We start from the raw sequence: 17227 nt of genomic DNA on the forward strand, positions 1-17227 counted from the left end.
TCGGTCAACCAAAGCACTGGCACACGCTGCGCTACTTCTTTCGCAACGCAGCTCAGTCAACCCCTAAGTCCCGCAATGAACCGTTGCAGGCTTCGGGTTAGCGACCTTGGGACATGGTCGGGATCCATGAGGTCGTTCTCCGGCAGGCTCGCCTCATCGGACACTGTGCGCCCGGTAATTGGCTGCAAACTCCTGCCCTGTCCTCGAAGTGCCTCAATGGCCCCAAGGAACGACCGGTACCGAAGCGTCGCCGTTTCAAACTCGCCGACCGACACGCCCAGGTGTTCCGACACCAATTGATCTCGCACGGAAGTGATTTGGCGGCGAAGGTCATCGTGCTCCGAACCACCTGACGCCGCCTCGATGGCCACATCACATTCGCTGTCGAACCCCATCGACCGGTTGTTCAGATTTGATGAGCCGATGCGCAGTAGCCGATCGTCGACCACCATTACCTTCGAGTGAACGTAAATCGGGGTGCCGGCGTCGTTCGCCGGCCAGTAGACCCCAAAGCGGCGATGATCGTCTGCGGCCCATAGCAGTTGGAGGAGCCGATGGCGTGCGCCGTCCATCGTTCCCCGCTCGAGGCGGTTCTTTCCTCTCCGAGGAAGGACGATGACAATCTCCGGACCCTCGTCTTCGCTTAGTCGCGCGGCCAGCGCATCGACAATGCGTCGGGCTGCCAGATATTGGTTCTCCAGATAGATGATGTGGCGTGCTGCCGCAATGGCGGCAAGGTTGAGCGCCTCCGCTTCCCGAACCTCAGGGCGGCCCTCCAGTTCCGGCACTGTGCGCGCGATTCCGACGTCGACGTCGCACAGCGTCGGTTGCAGTTTGCTGGGCCAGGGGGTGTGCTTAGGCTCAACCGGCGCCAGTGATTGGCCCGTCGCGGTCCGCCACCGAGCTAGAGCTTGCTCGCCGAGTGCGCGCGCCGCCGCACCGTCAACCGCTGCCGAAACCTCGTGTCGCGGCCCATAGCTGCGCCCCACCGTCCGACGGCGGCGACTGTCATCGTGATGAGCGCGGGTATCCCATCGGTCGACGGTGAGGTCGATGCCACCGCAGAACGCCACTGCGTCGTCGACGACCGCGATCTTCTGATGATGGACGGCGCCGGTCGGATGGGCGCCGTCAACGGCGAAGTGGATCCGCTTGCTGCTGATCTGATTCACCAGCGATACAGGGGTGAGCCCGTACCAGATGCGATCAAAAGCCGGAAGCAGGCGCAGATTGGACCTCAGTAGGTAGACCTCGAGAGTCGGTCGTTTCCAGAGCATCCAATACAGAAAGGCGCCAAGCTGGTTGGGTCCGGGGAGTGTCTTGACGCCTCGCTCGAATGTCGTCCTGGCGTCGAAATCCCATCCGATCAACATGATTCGGTGCCGGGCGCGCAGCATCGAGGCTTTGACGTGCTGGAAATACGTCTGTCCAGGGGTCAGCAGTCGATTGTCGGACACACAGAATCTCTCAACGGAATCGACGGCCCAGCGAAAACATACTGCAGTATCATCACCCGTGGGCCCAGCGAAACCTGGCCACCTCGTTATTGCTGGCTGATATCACTCCCCTGCAGCTCAGCGAGCGCGTGGATCTGCTCGAGATAGTGCTCAAGTGAGCGATGGACGAAACGCGCAGACAAGATGGTGGCGCCCGCCGCTGCCATGGTCCTTAGCGTTTCCTGAGTCAACGCCGGCTCGCCCACCGGGTCGAGGGCTCGATCAGCGGGCAGGACGACCTCAAACCCGTCGGGCACCTCCCGCGCCTGCAACCACTCGGCAGCGGTGGCAGCAGACACGTTGAAGGGACACCAGCCTTCGGCGAGTGTGAGCGCGCGACGTAACGACCGCTGGGTACGACCGCCGATCCAAATCGGCATGTGCGGCTGCAGAGCACAGGGGTCGACGGTAAGCCCGCCAAACGAGTAGTACTCGCCCTCATAGGCCGGCTCGTTGCTCGGCAATGCTGCCCGCAGCGCCCTCAGGGCGTCATCGCCACGAGCGCCACGATCGTCGAACGGCGCGCCGAGAAGATCGAACTCTTCCTTCAGGCTGCCAACACCGACGCCCAATATCACCCTGCCGCCGCTGACGTGATCCAGTGTGCCATACCGCTTTACAATGGCGAGGGGGTGATGATAACCAAGCACCAGGGTCATGGTGGCGAGTCGGATCCGCTGAGTGCGGGCTGAGATATAGCCCAACGTGGCGAGAGGGTCCCAGTACCGGGAGCCGCGCCGCGGTGCCTCGGCGGAAGGGACGCCGATATGTTCGCTGCAGGTGAGGTGGTGGTAGCCAAGCCTGTCTGCCGTCTCGGCGACTCGGCCAATGTCTTCGATCGTCGCGTTCTTCTCCCACGTCAACGCAGCGCCGGCGACGTTGGTGACGACAGGCGTCGCAATGCCAAGTTTCAATTCAGGGGCTCTTCTCCGGCGAGGACTGTGCGGTGCATGAGACGTCCGCTATCAACGGCATACGGTAGCGCCCGGTGCATGGTGCCGGTGTTGTCCCAGATGAGCAGGTCGCCGAGTTGCCACTCGTGTCGATAGACGTACTTCGGCTGGGTCGCCCAATCACGAAGGCGCGCAAGCAGTGCACGGCTCTCCTCGACCGGTAGTCCGATCACGTAGTCCGCTGTGGCGCCGAGTAGCAGGGACTTGCGCCCGGACTGGTGCGTCCACACCATTGGGCATGACTTGGTCCGGGATTTCTGCCAAAAGGTGATCTCGTCGTAGCTCATCTCCGGAGTCACGTAGTACTGCGAGCGCTCCGCACTATGGACGACCCGAAGATCGGCGATTGCCTCCTTGTCAGCATCCGGCAAATCCTCATACGCCGCATAGGTGTTGCAGAACTCAGTCTGTCCCCCGGTGTCCGATAGCTTCATGGCCCGCAGCAGGGTCGCGAGATTCGGATAGGGCTGCAACGACCCGTCAAAATGCCAGAACAGCGAGCCCCTCAGGTATTTGGCTCGCTGATTTACGTTCTCGTCGAGGGAGATCTTGTAGATACCGCCCTCCCCCTCGTTCTGCACGATGTCACCGAGCGTCCTGGCGATCGCGACCTGCTCCTCGTCGCTGATCTGGAGGCCGCGAAAGAAGATCACTCCGCGTTGCTCGAGCGTGGCGCGGATACTCCCGGCTTCGCTTCCGCTCAGCAGTGTGTCGAGATCCGTTCTGATCTGGCTGCCGATTACCGTTGTGCAGTCGACGATTTCGAGTTGCCGTGACCGAATCCCCATGCCCATCAGCTCAATCGCGTCAGGATGGTGTTCGCCGAATGCTTTACCCTCGGCTGCTTCCACAGTTCAACCGCCAACGAGACTGTGATCAACGAGTACAGCAGATTGCGTAGGTTCGCGACGTCCTCAGGCAGCGGTTCGGAGTAGTCGAACTTGTCGATATAGGCGACCGCTTCCTCGGCGTGGGGGAACAACTCGTCGTAAAACGCCTGTATTTGGGTCATAGAACTGTTCACGCGCTTGATGTAGCGCTCGTGCCCGTCCTCGATCGCCCACTCGGCGACCAGATGCTCGAGTTGTGAAAACTCTTGAGGCAGCAGCGCGTTCATCGACCTGCCTCCGATATGAGGTGGGCCTTCTCGCCGGCCTCTACGTAGTCGCCCACCACCTTGTGCAGATGACGCAGCAGGATCTCCTCGTCATTCATCGTGAAATGCGTGAGTGCGCCACTGTTCAGCATTGCCTGTAACCCTTCAGACGGGCTGGCGTCTTCAAGAATGATGTCGTTGAGGAACGTCACCGTCAGCTCTTGGCCCAGCCGCTCCTTGTGTGTCTTGGGTGGCTGATAGAACATCTCGGCTTCGAAGATGTGTGAGTGCGGGCCTGTCGGCCAATGCGTGTGCGTGCTGAAACCGGATGAGCCAAAAATCAGCACAAAGTTGGGAAAGAACTGGAACGAGTCGAACCCGTATTTCTCCGAGCGCGTGGGATTGAGCCCCCCCGGAATCGCACCGCGGTCGGTGCGCTTGTTCCACGGGCCGGCCGCACTCGCCTCCATCACGCACTCAATCGGCTTGGAATACGGCGTCTTACGCGACGGTTCTCCGGCGAAGGAGAACATGCGATGCGGTCCTTTGAGCTGGTACGCCAACGCGTCTGTAAACGGATTGGGCTGGTCGAACGCATCTCTGGCCTCTGCGGTGAGGGCGCCGAACGAGGATGCGTGCAGATACGGCCCGTGATAGCTCTCCGCGAAACCGTCAACGAAGATTTTCCAGTTGCACTGCAGCTCCGCCTTGAAGCGGTACACCTGATGCGGACCGGCAAAGGGATAGCCCTCGATGCCATGGGCAAGCTCACCCAGATACGAGCGCAACGGCTCGCTGTTGTCCGGGTTGAGGTTTATGAAGATGAAGCCTTCCCATACTTCACATTGAATGGCGGGCACGCGGCAACTCTCGGCATCGAAGTCGAGCAGCAAATCCTTGCGGGTGGGTGCGTGCAGCGAGCCATCCAGGTTGTAGCGCCAGCCGTGGAAACGGCAGTAGAGCACCGGCGCCCGGCCCTGCACCTCCTCGAATGGATCGTCACTCCACAGCATTTTGTTGCCGCGGTGGGGACAGATGTTGTGGAAGGCGCGGATCACATAGTCCTTACCACGCACGATGATGATCGACGTGTTCAGGAACTTCAGTTCGCGCGTGAAGTAGCTGCCGGACCGCGGCACCCGCTCCACCCGCCCAACGTAGAGCCAGGTTTTCTTGAAGACGTGCTCGCGTTCCTTTTCGTAAAACTCCTCCGAGACGCAGTCCTCGAGTGACACCGGGCCGCGGCCCAGTTCGGGATACGCGTCGGTCCAGTGGCCGCTTGCCGGCTTGGTCACCAGGACATCCACACTCATGAGGCCCTCCTCTGCTCTCCTGCTCATAGGCCCCGGTCCCTTACCGGCAGAACGTAACACTTGACCAAATACGCAAAATAGGCCTTCAATTGCAACACCCTGTTGCATTTCTGGAACACCGCGATGGAACAAAACCTGCCGTTCGACCTCGATGCCCTGCTGGTATTCGGCAAGGTCGTCGAGTGCCGCAGCCTTTCGAAGGCGGCCACGCTGCTCGGCATGCCCAAGTCAACCGTCAGCCGCAAACTCAGCAAACTGGAAGCAGACCTCGGCATCAAGCTGCTGCGGAAAAACACCCATCAGCTCACGGTCACCGACCTTGGCGAGAAGATCTACAGCCACAGTGTGAACATCCTCGCCGAGGCCAACGGCGTTCGGGCACTGGTGGAAGGCAGCAAGCAAGAGCCGCAAGGCGAGCTGCGTGTTGCCATACCAGTCTTTGTCGGCATCGACTACGCATCGAGGGTCGGCGCCACGTTCCTGCAGCGCTATCCCAACTCGCGACTAGACATCCGGCTCGTGGACAACGTTGTTCACCCGGTCAAGGACGGGTTCGATGTCGTCTTCGGGACGGGGCCGCTCCAAGATTCGATGCTGATCGCGCGGAAGGTGTTCAGCCTCGAAATGTTTCTCTGCGCATCACCTGAGTTCGTGCGCCAACTGGCGGAGCCGATCACTGTTCCCGCGCAGTTGAACACTCTGCCGTTCATCGATTGCGGCTTCTACGGCGGACCCAAGAAGTTGGTGGTCGCGAAACAGAAGCGACGATACGAGCTGTCACCGATCGTGCGCGCACGCGCCAACAACTTTCAGGTATGCAAGCAGTACATTCTGCGCGGGCTCGGCATCGGCGCGATGCCCAACCAGATCATCGTCACCACCGAATTGCGCGAGGGAAGCATCGTGCCGGTGCTGCCGGGCTGGAGTCTCGAGCGGCTCGACGTGTACATGATTCATCCGTTTCAGCTCTCGTTCTCCACCTTGATCAGCGCGTTTTACGAGGCGGCGTGCGAGATCATCATCGAAAACTCGGCGCGAAGCTAGTACGGTTCGGTCCGCGAGGCCCGTCACTGCAACGAGTCGAGCATCACTTGGGCATCGCCGTCTGCTCGAATGGGCGCGTCGCCGTTTTGCGTGAGCACCACGAAGCCGACTGGTGGGTCGAGGCGTTCAGCAGCTCGGTAAACCAGCCGGTGACAGGAAGCAGGCCGCTCACCGATGAGCCATCAGCGTTGTAGCTGACGGAGGCTTGCTGCAGAAAGTTTGGGCCCGGCAGGGGTATCACGTTGGGCGCGCCCAAGTCTCGCACGTTGGTCAGACCCGTCGTCGACGCGTTGCTCCGGTGAGCGATGTCATTTTTGCAGCACTGCGGCGGGGTCCGTCCCCTTGGACGGTTTGACCTTGATTTCCATTTCCGCGGTGGAGAAGGGGTTGTGGAGGGTCACCCAGCCCGGACCCTGGTTTCTGACTGTCCAGCCCGGTGCGGGGGTAACCGAGATGCCCGGCGCAAGCTCGATCCCATCGGCGCAGACAGTGCCAGCGCCGGTCGGTTGACGGCGCCGCCCACGGCGATTGCCGCCGTCACGGTGGCCGCGATGGCGACCGGTCGCACTGCGAGCCCGACCCAGCGCCAGCGGCGGGGCCGGCGCGTTGCTGCGGGGCGGCTTGGCGGCGGTGCTGATGTCGTCGAGGTTCCTGGTGTCGCGAAGGCGTGCATGGCCTTACTCCTCTGATTACTGGGGCGGTTGGGGGGATTCGCCGGCTCTGATTTCACTCGACGCGCGAAAGCTGTCCATAATTGAATTGCCGTGGCGAATTAAACATTTGTCACGGCCTCCGTGACGGGCGTCCTTTATCGAGAAGGAACTACCAGTGCTGGCTAGGCAGCGCCCGGTGTAGGCAGTGGAAACTGAATCCAGGTCCACCATGGCGGCGGAGACGGCGGTTGCTGCGCAGCCGGTTGCGCCGGGGGCTGGGGACAGTAAGCACGCTCCGCGAGGGTTGTGAACTCGGCGGCGTCGGACATGGTGAATCCTGGATTGCCCGCCGAAACGGTTTTGATGACATCGCTTCGGGCCTGACCCTGGTTTATCCAGTCACACACCTGTTTGGCGGCGGCAACGGCTTCAGGTCCGCTGTGGTAGGTGATGCTGGCCTTATCGAGCGTTGCCAGGAAGCCCGCGTCGGGGTTGGGATCGGCGTATGCCGGCGCTGCCAAGCTGGTTGCGATGGCTAGCATCGCAAGAGCGACGAGCGTTCGCATGGCTTCATTCTCATACAAATCGACGCCGTTGTCCCGCCCACGTGTTCAAAGCACGCTGCGACGCAATCGTTATCGTGACGTCATGGAGGCACGCCGACCCGACCGACCTAACGACGGCCCGAGTTTTGTCAGCCGCCGTCAGCTACTTCAGTTGGCCGGTAGCGTCGGCTTAGCGACCACCGTCAGCGCCTGCTCAAACAGAGCCGTAGTGAGCTCTGCCCCCGTTCCCGCAACCAGCCCGGAGCCGTCGTCAGCTCCTGGTCCTGCCGCGCCGTTGCCCACCAACGCCAACCTGACGACAACCGCACCAGCCGAGACCATTACCTCGCTCCCACCCGCCTCAAACACCACCTCGGCTCTGCTGCTATGCCGCGATGCCTGGGGTGCCCGACCTGCACGCCCCGGTGGGAGGTCCCACACCATCACCCGCATGACCCTGCACCACGAGGCCGTCGTCCTCGGCGACAACCGCAACGCCCCAGGCCGCCTCCGCCAAGACCAGCGCTACCACCAAGACCAAAGGGGATGGGTCGACATCGCCTATCACGTCGGCATCGACCGCAACGGCAACATCTACGAACTACGCACGCCGCAGATCGCGGGTGACACCGCGACGGACTACGACACGACCGGCCATTTCCTGGTCCTCTGCGAAGGAGACTTCGACCAAGAAGTCGTCTCGGAAGCTCAACTCCACGGGGCCGCTCTCGCGTTCGCCTGGGCCACCCAAACCTTTCACATCGCGACCGACACCCTGGCTGGCCACCGCGATCTGGCCCAAACCTCATGCCCGGGCGCGAACCTGTACGCCCACATCTCCTCCGGCGACCTCAAGCGTCGCGTCGAAGATCTGCTCGCCGCCGGCGAAGTCGACCTTCAGCGCATATGCGGACCCGACGCCGCTGCAAAAGTCGCGGCCATCGAGGCGGGCTATTGACTTTCAGTGGCGCCGCCGGGAACCCTCGTGCTCGTCAAGCCTCGGAGTCCTGCGCCCATCTTGGCCGGCGCGTTTGTGGCCTATGCAACGAACGCGCCGCGGCCAGTGCAGCCGAGCGCCCACCGTCGATCGCGGTCAGCGGTGGAGGCTGGCCCTTGCGCAGCGTCGCGATCAGCTCGCGGTACGGGCCGATGAGGTACGCGGTGTCGCCGGCTTTCAGTCGGGAGTCGCGGCGGGGGCGTAAGCTGACCGGCCCTTCCGGTCGAGTGATCGCGATGACGCGCGCTTGGGTAGACAAATCCACCATTCGCAGTCCATCCAGCTCGCTGCCCGCCGCCACGAGCATTGCGCCGACCATGAAGGAGCGCTGCCCGACCCAGAACGTCCCCAGCACCTGCAGGCCCATCGCGGCGCCGATGAACCAGGGCGCTGCCAGGTCGACGATCGACCGCACGTTTTCGAAGCCGAACCGCTGATGCACCGCGGCGCCCAGCGCGCGGCCTTGAACGCGCATGACGATCGGCACCTTCGTGTCGGATCCCAAGATTTCCAGCAGTACGATCCCGGTCTCGATGTTCTCCATGTCGTTGTCGGTCACCACCGACACTCCGCGGGCGCGATCGACGCGTGCTGATTCCAGCGTCTGGCGCATCGTTGAGTCTCCGAAAATCACCGGCACGTCGAGTTCGGCCAAGGTCGGCAGGAAGCGGTTGTTCTCGTCGTCCTCAATGACTAGGACGTCGTATCCGGCAGCCGTCAGCTCACTCACAACGCGGACCCCGACTGAACCCAGTCCGACGACGACGACGTGGTCGCGCATATGGCGTGCCCGTCGGAGTCCGGCGAATTGGACGAAGCGGCGCGACAGCAGCAGGTCCGCAATGAACCCGACGAGGATCGCGGTGACGATCGTGCCGCTGAACATCAACCCGACAGCGAACAATCGCAGCCAAGGGGCTTGTTGGCCGAAGCTGAAATCGCCATAGCCCACGGTCGTAATCGTCTCTGAGGTGAAGTACAGGGCGTCGATCCAGGACATCCGCGGGTTCACGTAGGTGAAGCGCACCACGGCCGTCGCGCTGAGTGTCAGGAACAGCGCGAATGCCAACGAGGGAAATAGCAGCGGGTTCAGGTCCTCGCGCATACTGCGCGCGGCATCGATTACGCCTCGCACCCGGGAGTGGCTAGAGCGCGTCGCGGTCGGGGGAGGCACTGTGATTCCGCGGGCTGCCAATTCGTCCTTGACGCCGATCATCGAGGTCCAGTCGCCGGCGTAGACCTTCAGATCCCGTCCCGGACAAGCAACCACCTCGCCGGGGGCAGGTGAATTCTTGCCGTGCACCACCGCCACCGGTGTCAGGTCGGCGTAGATCTCGCGCAGAGTCGCGTCGTACGGCGCCTCGGCTCCCCACACAACGAATTCGATACCGGCCGTGTCGAACTGGTGCGCGTTACGCGACAGAACCGCCTCGACGAGGGATGGTGTCGCGAGCTCGGCGACGTCCAGGATCGCGCCCGGGCCGTTAACGTCAGCCACCGCTTCGCGCAGCACGTCGTTGGCCAGACGTGCCACCACGCGGACATTTGGGCTGTATTGCCTTGCTAACAAAGCGATTTCGAGATTTACCGCGTCATTGGGCCCAGCGCACACGACGGCGCGCGCTCGATGTACGCCGGCACCGTGTAGATCGGCGGCAGTATTGATCTTGATTATCCGCGCGCCGGCGCCCCTGAGCTCCTCGGCGATCGTCTTTGACAGCGCGTCGTCACCGCTGACGATGATTTCGCGATGCATGATCTCGCGCGTTTGGGGAGAACCCGATTGCGCCGTAGGCCGGGTATGGTCCGGACCTAACTCAAGCCGGGGAATCGATGAAACCGTCGTCATCATTCGCCCCGTGGCTTTGGGTTGTGCGGCATAAATACTCCCACCTCCGCTGACACCTGCGTTCACTTGGACATATCCCGTTCATATGACTATGGGTCACTATGCCGGATAGTGCCACCGGAGCAGCCCAGATAGCCGAAGGTCAACACCGATGTCCCGCAAGCGGAGTCGCCTACGACGACCTACTCAAACTCGCGCCTTCTTGGGGTGCAACAGGTTCGACTCGCGGTCGTCACGAAGACGAAATAGTTGCGGTGTAGAAAAAACCGTCGCGCCAGTGATACCCACGTGAAAAGTGGTAATACTGGCGTGGTCTGTCGGGGCGTTGTGGTGGCGCGGCGTGAGTTGTCAGTGGCGCTGTCCCGGATACGGGGGTTGGCATGATTGCCGCTGGCGCCACCAACAGGAGTGTGGCGGGCTGGGGTTCGCCGTCAGCCGCGGATAACCGAGCAAAAGGAGCATTCTGTGTCCGACACGACGCCCGACGATATCTTCAAACTCGCCAAGGACGAGAACGTTGAGTATGTCGACGTCCGCTTCTGCGACCTGCCGGGCACCATGCAGCACTTCACAATTCCCATTTACGTCTTCGACGAGAATGTGTTCGAGGAAGGCTTGGCATTCGACGGTTCCTCGATCCGCGGGTTCCAATCGATCCACGAGTCCGACATGCTGCTGCTTCCCGATCCGGAAACGGCGACCCTCGACCCATTCCGCGAAGCCAAGACGCTGAATGTGAACTTCTTCGTGCACGACCCGATCACCCTCGAGTTGTACTCGCGCGACCCGCGTAACGTCGCCCGCAAGGCTGAAAACTACCTGATCAGCTCCGGCATTGCGGACGCCGCCTACTTCGGCCCAGAGGCCGAGTTCTACATCTTCGACTCGGTGAAGTTCGACTCGCAAATCAACAGCTCGTTCTACAAGGTGGACGCGACATCGGGGTGGTGGAACACCGGAGTAGACAACGAGCCCGACGGCAGCCCCAACCTCGGCTACAAGGTCCGCCCCAAGGGCGGCTACTTCCCGGTCGCCCCCACCGACCACTACGTCGACCTGCGCGACAGGATTCTCACCAACCTGACCAACGCCGGCTTTTCTCTGGAGAAGGGCCACCACGAAGTGGGCAGCGGGGGCCAGACCGAGATCAACTACAAGTTCAACACGCTGCTGCACGCGGCCGACGACCTTCAGATGTACAAATACATCGTCAAGCAAACCGCCTGGCAGGACGGCAAGACGGTGACGTTCATGCCCAAGCCGCTGTTCGGCGACAACGGCTCCGGTATGCACTGCCACCAGTCGCTGTGGAAGGACGGCGTCCCGCTGATGTACGACGCGACGGGGTACGCCGGCCTCTCGGACACCGCGCGCCACTACATCGGCGGCCTGCTGTACCACGCGCCCTCGTTGCTGGCGTTCACCAACCCCACGGTCAACTCCTACAAGCGCCTGGTTCCCGGCTACGAGGCACCGATCAACCTGGTCTACAGCCAGCGCAACCGCTCGGCCTGCGTGCGTATCCCGATCACCGGCAACAATCCGGGGGCCAAGCGGCTGGAGTTCCGATGTCCCGACTCGTCGGGCAACCCATATCTGGCGTTCTCCGCCATGTTGATGGCCGGACTGGACGGCATCAAGAACAAAATCGAACCGCCTCCCCCGGTCGATAAGGACCTCTACGAGCTGCCGCCAGAAGAGGCCGCGGAAATCGTCCAGGCGCCTACCCAGCTGTCCGCGGTGATCGACCGTCTGGAGGAAGACAGCGAATACCTCACCGAGGGAGGCGTGTTCACGCCCGACTTGATCGAGACGTGGATCAGCTACAAGCGCAACTATGAGCTTGCGCCGTTCAACCTCCGGGTGACCCCGTACGAGTTCGCGCTCTACTACGACGTATAGATCAGCAAACCAGCCTGACCTACATGGACGCCGTTATTACGGTTCCTGGGTACGCAGCGGGTACGCGGCAGGGCTTAGGCAGTGAGCCGTAGTTATTCGGGTGGAGCTAAGGGGATTCGAACCCCAGTCCCTACCTGCGGAAATACCACCTGACCTGCAGGTTCACTCCCTCTCGTTCCGATTCAGTCCCGCTCGTTACCTGCGGTTTTGTTCTCGCGAACGCCTCGACATTGGGCTGCCCGCCACTAGAGCTGCCGGGAATCGAACTCGGCGCATAAATCGACTTGACCTGCGTAAATGCTCAGATTCGGTACGCGAAAGCACGCGAAACGACGCGAAATGACCTGAGGAATCGCCAACGGTGTTGATGGCATCAACACCGGGAGAGCGCGGCATCCCTAGGGCGATGTGGGAGGCGCGTGACCTGACGCAAGCGCTCGCGCAGCGCCACGGCCTGTCGTATACGCATATCGGCAACGCCGGCTCCGGGCGTACCGATTCGCGCGCCAACAAGGCGACACCCCGGGCTCGCTCAGCGCAGCGGCCCTGTCGTTGCCTGCTCCCGTCGGTGTCCACGGTGGTGATCACTGACGCATGATCAATGCGGCCGAGCTGGTCGCGATCGCGCTTCCGGTCAGCGTTGCGGCCACCACGGCCCTTAGCACTCCGACCCGAATCGCGGCAGCCGCCCTCGCCGGCCAGGAGGCACAGGTCGCCGCACAGCGACGGCGCCCGGGCGGGACCTAGGGCGCGCCTACAAATAGACGACGTGAGGGCTTACTACGACCCCGAAGGGGCGCGGGGCGGTTTCAAGGGCACCGGTGCCTTGGGCAGTACGGGTGCCGGCTTACCCGGATGGCACAGACACTGCAGCAGCTGCTGGATGGGTGCCAATTGGGACCAGGCCGCCGAGGCGCCGGCGTGATAGCCGCCCATCGCGGTCACATCCTGGGCCCACATCTCGGCATACTCGGCCTCCTTTTGCGCGATCGCAGGGGAGTTCAGCCCAAGGAAATTCGTATTTGCCAGCGCGGCGGCCACAGCCCGATTGATCGATACCAGCTCCGGGGGCACTACGGCGGCGTGCGCCGCCTCGTAAGCGGCCGCCACCGCCGTAGCTTGGGAGGCGGCCTGCTCGGAGTGGCTGGCCGCGGTGCTGAGCCACGCTCTATACGGCGCGGCCACGGCCGCCATCGCCGCCGCCGAAGGACCCTGCCACGGCCCGCCCTGACCCGATAGGCCTGAGGTCACCGACGCAAACGAGGACGCCGCCGTCCGCAGTTCGTTGGCCAACCCATACCAGGCCGTTGCAGCCGCGAGCATCGGCCCCGACCCCGCACCGGCATGCATGAGTACCGAATTGACCTCCGGAGGCAACAGTGGGTAGCTCATCCACAATCCTTCCCTTCGAGGCGCTACTCAATCGCTTTCGTTATGGGTAGCCATGATCTGCCGGCCTCCATGCCGACGGACCTCGTGACAGCAGACCAATCCACCTTTCCCGTCCGCGCTCAGCGCCGAACCGATGCCCGCCACATCCCCCGCCGCCGCAGCATCTCCGGGACCGCCACCACATACGACACCGCTGCGCTCCCAACAGGTCTCGGCCTATCGGTAAAACGGATGAACATGAAAGGCGCGTCCAGAGCTACGTCCCGCAGACAAACCGCTCCTTCGATCGCAGTAGGCAGTGAGGCACCCAGGACAATAGGAACGATCCGACCCGCTGTCATCGGTGCTTGCTGGCGGTGAACACCCCCCGTGGGGTCCACCGAGATGGTGACCCGCCGCTCCCCGCCGACAGCAGCCATGATGAGTCACACCGGGACCTACAGCCACCTGGCGGCTAGTTTGGCTTGGATTGCGGCGATGGAGCAGCCAGGTTGGCATGGTTGGCCGGTGTTGGCGCGACAACATGGGCATGGCGCCGAGTACTCGACGCGGAGCTCGTCGAGTACGGCGTGGTTCATTGTTGTTCCGGTGTTGGCGGTTCTGCCGTGGTGGCGTCTCCTGGAGGTTATTCGGCGCCTGAGGGTTTCGGGTCCGACGCGCTTGAGGTTGGTGAGCAATCGCACGTCAGCATGTTGCACGTCCCGTTTGGCCCGTGGCAACTCAAAGGGGCGTACTCACAGCGAGACGTTTAGTAATTACCTTTGTACCAACGACGGGTAGGAAACTGGACGAACGACCCTGGCATGACCAAGCTGAATGAGATCGTTTGGCCCATTTGGGCAGGTCGAATACACCGCCCGACAATCAAGCCCTTGGCGTGCAAGCACTTTCAGGAAGGCGTCGTCGGTATTGTCCGCATGGGCGGTCCCAGCCTCGAAGAACAGTGCTCCCCACGCCGCCACCGTGGCGATTGCGTGCTTCGTATCACTGGACTACAAGTACCGCTGCACGCCGCCGTGGCCGTGGCATGTGCCACTGGCGTATGGGTGCTCACTGAACGACCAGCTTCCATCTGCACATTGTGCAGTGGCGTTGGGCGGCTGTGGGCCGCCCTTTTGTGGATATGGCATCCTTGTTGGATCGCGGCCAGTGTGGCCGCGGAGCAATAGACATCGGACACTCATCCGAAAAATTGCGTTGGGAGTCAACGGCTTTCGCTAAGCTACATGTCAGCAAGCATGCAGACGGACAACCGAGCCTTGGCCGTAGTCAAGGTTTGGTTACTTTGACCACCACGGTATCGCCAGCGTTGACCGTCGTACCAGGAGCTGGCTCGATACCGACAACTGTCCAATTCGCTGGCAAAAACACGTTTTGGTACTTCGACGTCGCAGAAGCAAGCTCAACGTTTGTAAGTCCGAGAGCTTCTAGCTTATCTTCGGCAATCTTCGCGTTCTGCCCTGTCAAGTCTGGAATGGTGATTGGACCCGACGCAACCGCGATCGCGCTTGACGGCGCGCTAGCGACCGACGACGGGGCGTTGGCGGTCCATGACGGGACGCTGGGCGCCGACTTTGTGACCGTCACCGTGGAGGGCGAACTCGATGTGTTGGCTCCGCAAGAAGCCACTGTCAGCACAACCGTGCATACGGCAGCGCCGAATTGGGCGATTTTTCGATCCACGGTCGCCGGGCATATCACAGCGGGCTTTCTAGTTCTCCCTTGAAGAATCGCCACCGCTGGGCCAGAAGTTTCTCGACGGGCTACGTTTTTCGGGGCGACGCGCCGGAGGATGGTCAGCAATTGCACGTCAGCATGCTGCACGTCCCGTTTGGCCCGTGGCAACTCATACGGGCGTACTCACAGCGAGACGTTTGGTAATTACCTTTGTACCAATGCCGCGTAGGAAACTGGAGCAATGAACCCAAACCGAGCGCCCGGTCGACCGCGCAGCGAGGAACACCGCAACGCCGTCCTGAAAGCCGCCATGGAACTCATGCAGGAGGACGACCTGCGCAGGGCGTCGGTCGATCGGATCTCCGCACGCAGCGGGGTCAGCAAGGCGACCATCTACAAATGGTGGCCGAATAGAACGGCAGTGGCTATCGACGCGTTCCTGCAGCAAATGATGGCCGACGCGCCCGTGCCCGACACCGGATCGGCGGCTGAAGACTTCCGCCTGACGTTGCGCGCCATGATGCGCTTCTATGCCAGCCCACTCGGCGCGATCTACGCCCAACTCGTCGGCGAGTCGCAATTTTACCCAACTGAACGCGAGCGGATACGAACACACCAGGTGAACGTCCGCCGAGCAGCCGTGAGGACGATCTGGGATCGCGGAGTGGCGCGCGGTGAACTGAATCCGAACCTCGACCCCGAGGTGGCGCTGGATCTCATCTTCGGGCCGGCGATGTACCGGCGGGCGACCGGGCACGGCGGATTAACGCCGGCCGACGCCGACGCCATCGTGGCCACTGCTATGCGGGCACTGGCCAACTGACCAGTTAGAGCGGGGCCGACCCTGAGCGCCGCTCAGACGCACCGAACCGCCACGGGCGGGGATAATTCCCTAGATCCACGCAAGCTCGACCTTTTGCCAGCCGTTCAGCAGCGCAGTCGGGTTGCGCTCCAGCTCTCCGGCTATCTCGAGCCGGTCGAGGTATGGAAGTAACCCGCCGATCGCCGCGCGCACCTCCTGACCGGCGAGGTGGGCGCCCAGACAGAAGTGGATGCCGTGCCCGAATGCCAGGTTCTTGCCAGGTGGCCGGTTGATGAGGAATCGGTCGGGGTCATCGAAGCGGCGCGGATCGCGGTTGGCCGCGGCCATGTGCAACGCGATGATGGCGCCCTTGGGGATTGGCGTGTCCGCGATCTCGTTGTCTTCGGTCGCCTCGCGAAAGGCGAATTGGATCGGGCAGGTCAATCGATTGGCTTCGTCGACGGCGTTGGGCAGCAGTGCAGGATCGTCGAGCAACAGCTTGAGCTGGTCGGGGTTGGCCAGCAGTTCGACCACGGTGTTACCGATGAGATTTGTCGTGGTCTCGTTGCCGGCGACCATGATGGTGATGGCCACCATCAACGTTTCGACGTTGGTCAGCGACTCGTTGTCGATCGCGGCGACCATCGCGCTGACTAGATCGCCCTTGGGTTCGGCGCGACGTGCCTCGATGAGTGGAACGAAATAGGTGCTGAACTCTTTGATCGTTGCCAACATCAACTCGTTTCGCTCAGCGGGGCTGCTGAACGCCGCACCCGCTGCGGCGGCGAACGCATCCGACCAACGCTTCGCCTGGCTGTAATGGCTGCGGTCGATGCCGAGGATGTGGCAGATCATTTCGACGGGCAACGGGACGGCGAGGTGCTCCACCACGTCGAAGGCGGGCTGGTCTTCGATTCCGGCCAAACAACGTTCGACGATCTCCTCGATTGCGGTTGCCATCTCTTTGATGCGCGGCGGTATGAATCCCCTGCTGACGATGCGGCGCATCCGAGTGTGCTGGGGCGGGTCGGCTGCGGCGATGGTCTTCGCGGAGGCCATCTCGGCCATGTCCACCGGGATGCCCGCGGCCAGCGCAAGCAGTCGTTCGACTACCTCCGGTTTCATCTCCTCGTCGGGCGGCGCGGATCCCTCGTAGGGATTGGGTCGCGACGAAAACCGCTGCGGATTCGACTGCACTGCCTTGACATCGTCGAACCGCGACACCACCCAGATGTCAGAGTCGGTGCGGTAGACCGGAAATCGCTCCCGCAGTTCGGCGAGTACCTCAGGCAGCTGGTCTCGTGGTCCGGGCTTGAACGGGTCGAACATAAAATCGGATCCAGCCGCCCTCATTGTGTCTCCCACCAGCGGGCGCCTTAGTCCCAAAACCGATACAGCGTGCGGGCATTGAGCTCGACGATCTTTCGGGCCTCGTCGTCCGGCACATCGGCAAGGTGCTCAGCGAGCAACTTGCGGGTGTGCGGCCAGTTGGAATCCGAATGCGGATA

Annotated in this window: 20 protein-coding genes and 1 pseudogene; 7 read left to right on the forward strand and 14 right to left on the reverse strand. The window is 62.2% G+C overall.

Annotated elements, in window-relative coordinates; all coding sequences use genetic code 11:
* Window positions 1–56: 56 nt before the first annotated feature.
* The 5 genes from ACLP9N_RS20710 to ACLP9N_RS20730 all read right to left on the reverse strand — a co-directional run bounded on the left by ACLP9N_RS20710 (window position 57) and on the right by ACLP9N_RS20730 (window position 4858).
* Window positions 57–1457: a phospholipase D-like domain-containing protein gene (locus ACLP9N_RS20710; protein ID WP_442409173.1), complete on the reverse strand. Its 1401-nt coding sequence runs from the start codon at window positions 1455–1457 to the stop codon at window positions 57–59.
* A gap of 86 nt (window positions 1458–1543) precedes the next feature.
* Window positions 1544–2410 (reverse strand): TIGR03619 family F420-dependent LLM class oxidoreductase, encoded by an 867-nt coding sequence (locus tag ACLP9N_RS20715; RefSeq protein WP_442409174.1) that lies wholly within the window; start codon window positions 2408–2410, stop codon window positions 1544–1546.
* Complete coding sequence (locus ACLP9N_RS20720) at window positions 2407–3237, reverse strand: TauD/TfdA dioxygenase family protein (protein ID WP_442409191.1); 831 nt, start codon at window positions 3235–3237, stop codon at window positions 2407–2409. The genes ACLP9N_RS20715 and ACLP9N_RS20720 overlap by 4 nt, the downstream gene beginning before the upstream one ends.
* Before the next feature lie 5 nt (window positions 3238–3242).
* Window positions 3243–3566, reverse strand: coding sequence for a hypothetical protein (locus ACLP9N_RS20725; RefSeq protein ID WP_442409175.1), 324 nt, complete (start codon window positions 3564–3566; stop codon window positions 3243–3245).
* Entirely contained in the window at window positions 3563–4858 is a 1296-nt protein-coding gene (locus ACLP9N_RS20730; RefSeq protein ID WP_442409176.1) for an aromatic ring-hydroxylating oxygenase subunit alpha, read from the reverse strand. Before ACLP9N_RS20730 ends, ACLP9N_RS20725 begins: the two co-directional genes overlap by 4 nt.
* A 123-nt stretch (window positions 4859–4981) precedes the next feature.
* Between ACLP9N_RS20730 and ACLP9N_RS20735 the strand changes: the two genes are divergently transcribed.
* A complete protein-coding gene (locus ACLP9N_RS20735) occupies window positions 4982–5902 on the forward strand; it encodes a LysR family transcriptional regulator (RefSeq protein ID WP_442409177.1) in 921 nt (306 codons plus the stop codon).
* A 43-nt stretch (window positions 5903–5945) separates the two neighbouring features.
* Here ACLP9N_RS20735 and ACLP9N_RS20740 read toward each other — a convergent pair whose 3' ends face one another.
* The 3 genes from ACLP9N_RS20740 to ACLP9N_RS20750 form a co-directional block, all read right to left on the reverse strand.
* Window positions 5946–6167 carry a hypothetical protein gene (locus ACLP9N_RS20740; RefSeq protein ID WP_442409178.1) on the reverse strand — a complete coding sequence of 74 codons (222 nt, stop codon included), beginning with the start codon at window positions 6165–6167 and terminating at the stop codon, window positions 5946–5948.
* Window positions 6168–6737: 570 nt separating this feature from the next.
* Window positions 6738–7121, reverse strand: coding sequence for a DUF732 domain-containing protein (locus ACLP9N_RS20745; protein WP_442409179.1), 384 nt, complete (start codon window positions 7119–7121; stop codon window positions 6738–6740).
* Window positions 7122–7268: 147 nt separating this feature from the next.
* Window positions 7269–7442, reverse strand: a complete 174-nt coding sequence (locus ACLP9N_RS20750; RefSeq protein WP_442409180.1) for a hypothetical protein — start codon at window positions 7440–7442, stop codon at window positions 7269–7271.
* A gap of 109 nt (window positions 7443–7551) precedes the next feature.
* Between ACLP9N_RS20750 and ACLP9N_RS20755 the strand changes: the two genes are divergently transcribed.
* Entirely contained in the window at window positions 7552–8058 is a 507-nt protein-coding gene (locus ACLP9N_RS20755; protein ID WP_442409181.1) for an N-acetylmuramoyl-L-alanine amidase, read from the forward strand.
* 34 nt (window positions 8059–8092) lie between these two features.
* Here the strand turns inward: ACLP9N_RS20755 and ACLP9N_RS20760 are convergent, their stop codons facing one another.
* Window positions 8093–9853, reverse strand: a complete 1761-nt coding sequence (locus ACLP9N_RS20760) for an NAD-binding protein (RefSeq protein ID WP_442409182.1) — start codon at window positions 9851–9853, stop codon at window positions 8093–8095.
* 558 nt (window positions 9854–10411) lie between these two features.
* On the opposite strand from ACLP9N_RS20760, the gene glnA reads away from it, so the two are divergent.
* The 3 genes from glnA (at window position 10412) to ACLP9N_RS20775 (ending at window position 12595) form a co-directional block, all read left to right on the forward strand.
* Window positions 10412–11848, forward strand: a complete 1437-nt coding sequence (gene glnA, locus ACLP9N_RS20765) for a type I glutamate--ammonia ligase (RefSeq protein ID WP_442409183.1) — start codon at window positions 10412–10414, stop codon at window positions 11846–11848.
* A gap of 367 nt (window positions 11849–12215) precedes the next feature.
* Window positions 12216–12446: a hypothetical protein gene (locus ACLP9N_RS20770; RefSeq protein WP_442409184.1), complete on the forward strand. Its 231-nt coding sequence runs from the start codon at window positions 12216–12218 to the stop codon at window positions 12444–12446.
* On the forward strand, window positions 12443–12595 hold the full coding sequence (locus ACLP9N_RS20775; RefSeq protein ID WP_442409185.1) for a hypothetical protein: 153 nt from the start codon (window positions 12443–12445) through the stop codon (window positions 12593–12595). The genes ACLP9N_RS20770 and ACLP9N_RS20775 overlap by 4 nt, the downstream gene beginning before the upstream one ends.
* Before the next feature lie 33 nt (window positions 12596–12628).
* Here ACLP9N_RS20775 and ACLP9N_RS20780 read toward each other — a convergent pair whose 3' ends face one another.
* The 3 genes from ACLP9N_RS20780 to ACLP9N_RS20790 all read right to left on the reverse strand — a co-directional run bounded on the left by ACLP9N_RS20780 (window position 12629) and on the right by ACLP9N_RS20790 (window position 14827).
* Window positions 12629–13240: a PPE family protein gene (locus ACLP9N_RS20780; protein ID WP_442409186.1), complete on the reverse strand. Its 612-nt coding sequence runs from the start codon at window positions 13238–13240 to the stop codon at window positions 12629–12631.
* Window positions 13241–14232: 992 nt separating this feature from the next.
* Window positions 14233–14424, reverse strand: coding sequence for a DUF3761 domain-containing protein (locus tag ACLP9N_RS20785; protein WP_442409187.1), 192 nt, complete (start codon window positions 14422–14424; stop codon window positions 14233–14235).
* 85 nt (window positions 14425–14509) lie between these two features.
* Window positions 14510–14827: a PASTA domain-containing protein gene (locus ACLP9N_RS20790; protein ID WP_442409192.1), complete on the reverse strand. Its 318-nt coding sequence runs from the start codon at window positions 14825–14827 to the stop codon at window positions 14510–14512.
* On the opposite strand from ACLP9N_RS20790, the gene ACLP9N_RS20795 reads away from it, so the two are divergent.
* Both ACLP9N_RS20795 and ACLP9N_RS20800 read left to right on the forward strand, forming a co-directional pair.
* Entirely contained in the window at window positions 14718–14966 is a 249-nt protein-coding gene (locus tag ACLP9N_RS20795; RefSeq protein ID WP_442409193.1) for a hypothetical protein, read from the forward strand. The two genes, ACLP9N_RS20790 and ACLP9N_RS20795, sit on opposite strands and share 110 nt — an antisense overlap.
* Window positions 14967–15158: 192 nt before the next feature.
* On the forward strand, window positions 15159–15740 hold the full coding sequence (locus tag ACLP9N_RS20800) for a TetR/AcrR family transcriptional regulator (RefSeq protein WP_442409188.1): 582 nt from the start codon (window positions 15159–15161) through the stop codon (window positions 15738–15740).
* 69 nt (window positions 15741–15809) lie between these two features.
* Here ACLP9N_RS20800 and ACLP9N_RS20805 read toward each other — a convergent pair whose 3' ends face one another.
* Window positions 15810–17084 carry a cytochrome P450 gene (locus ACLP9N_RS20805; RefSeq protein WP_442409189.1) on the reverse strand — a complete coding sequence of 425 codons (1275 nt, stop codon included), beginning with the start codon at window positions 17082–17084 and terminating at the stop codon, window positions 15810–15812.
* Window positions 17085–17095: 11 nt separating this feature from the next.
* Window positions 17096–17227 (reverse strand): annotated as a pseudogene (locus ACLP9N_RS20810) (amidohydrolase family protein); the annotation flags it as partial.

Source organism: Mycobacterium sp. (assembly GCF_052144515.1).
Classification (GTDB): domain Bacteria; phylum Actinomycetota; class Actinomycetes; order Mycobacteriales; family Mycobacteriaceae; genus Mycobacterium.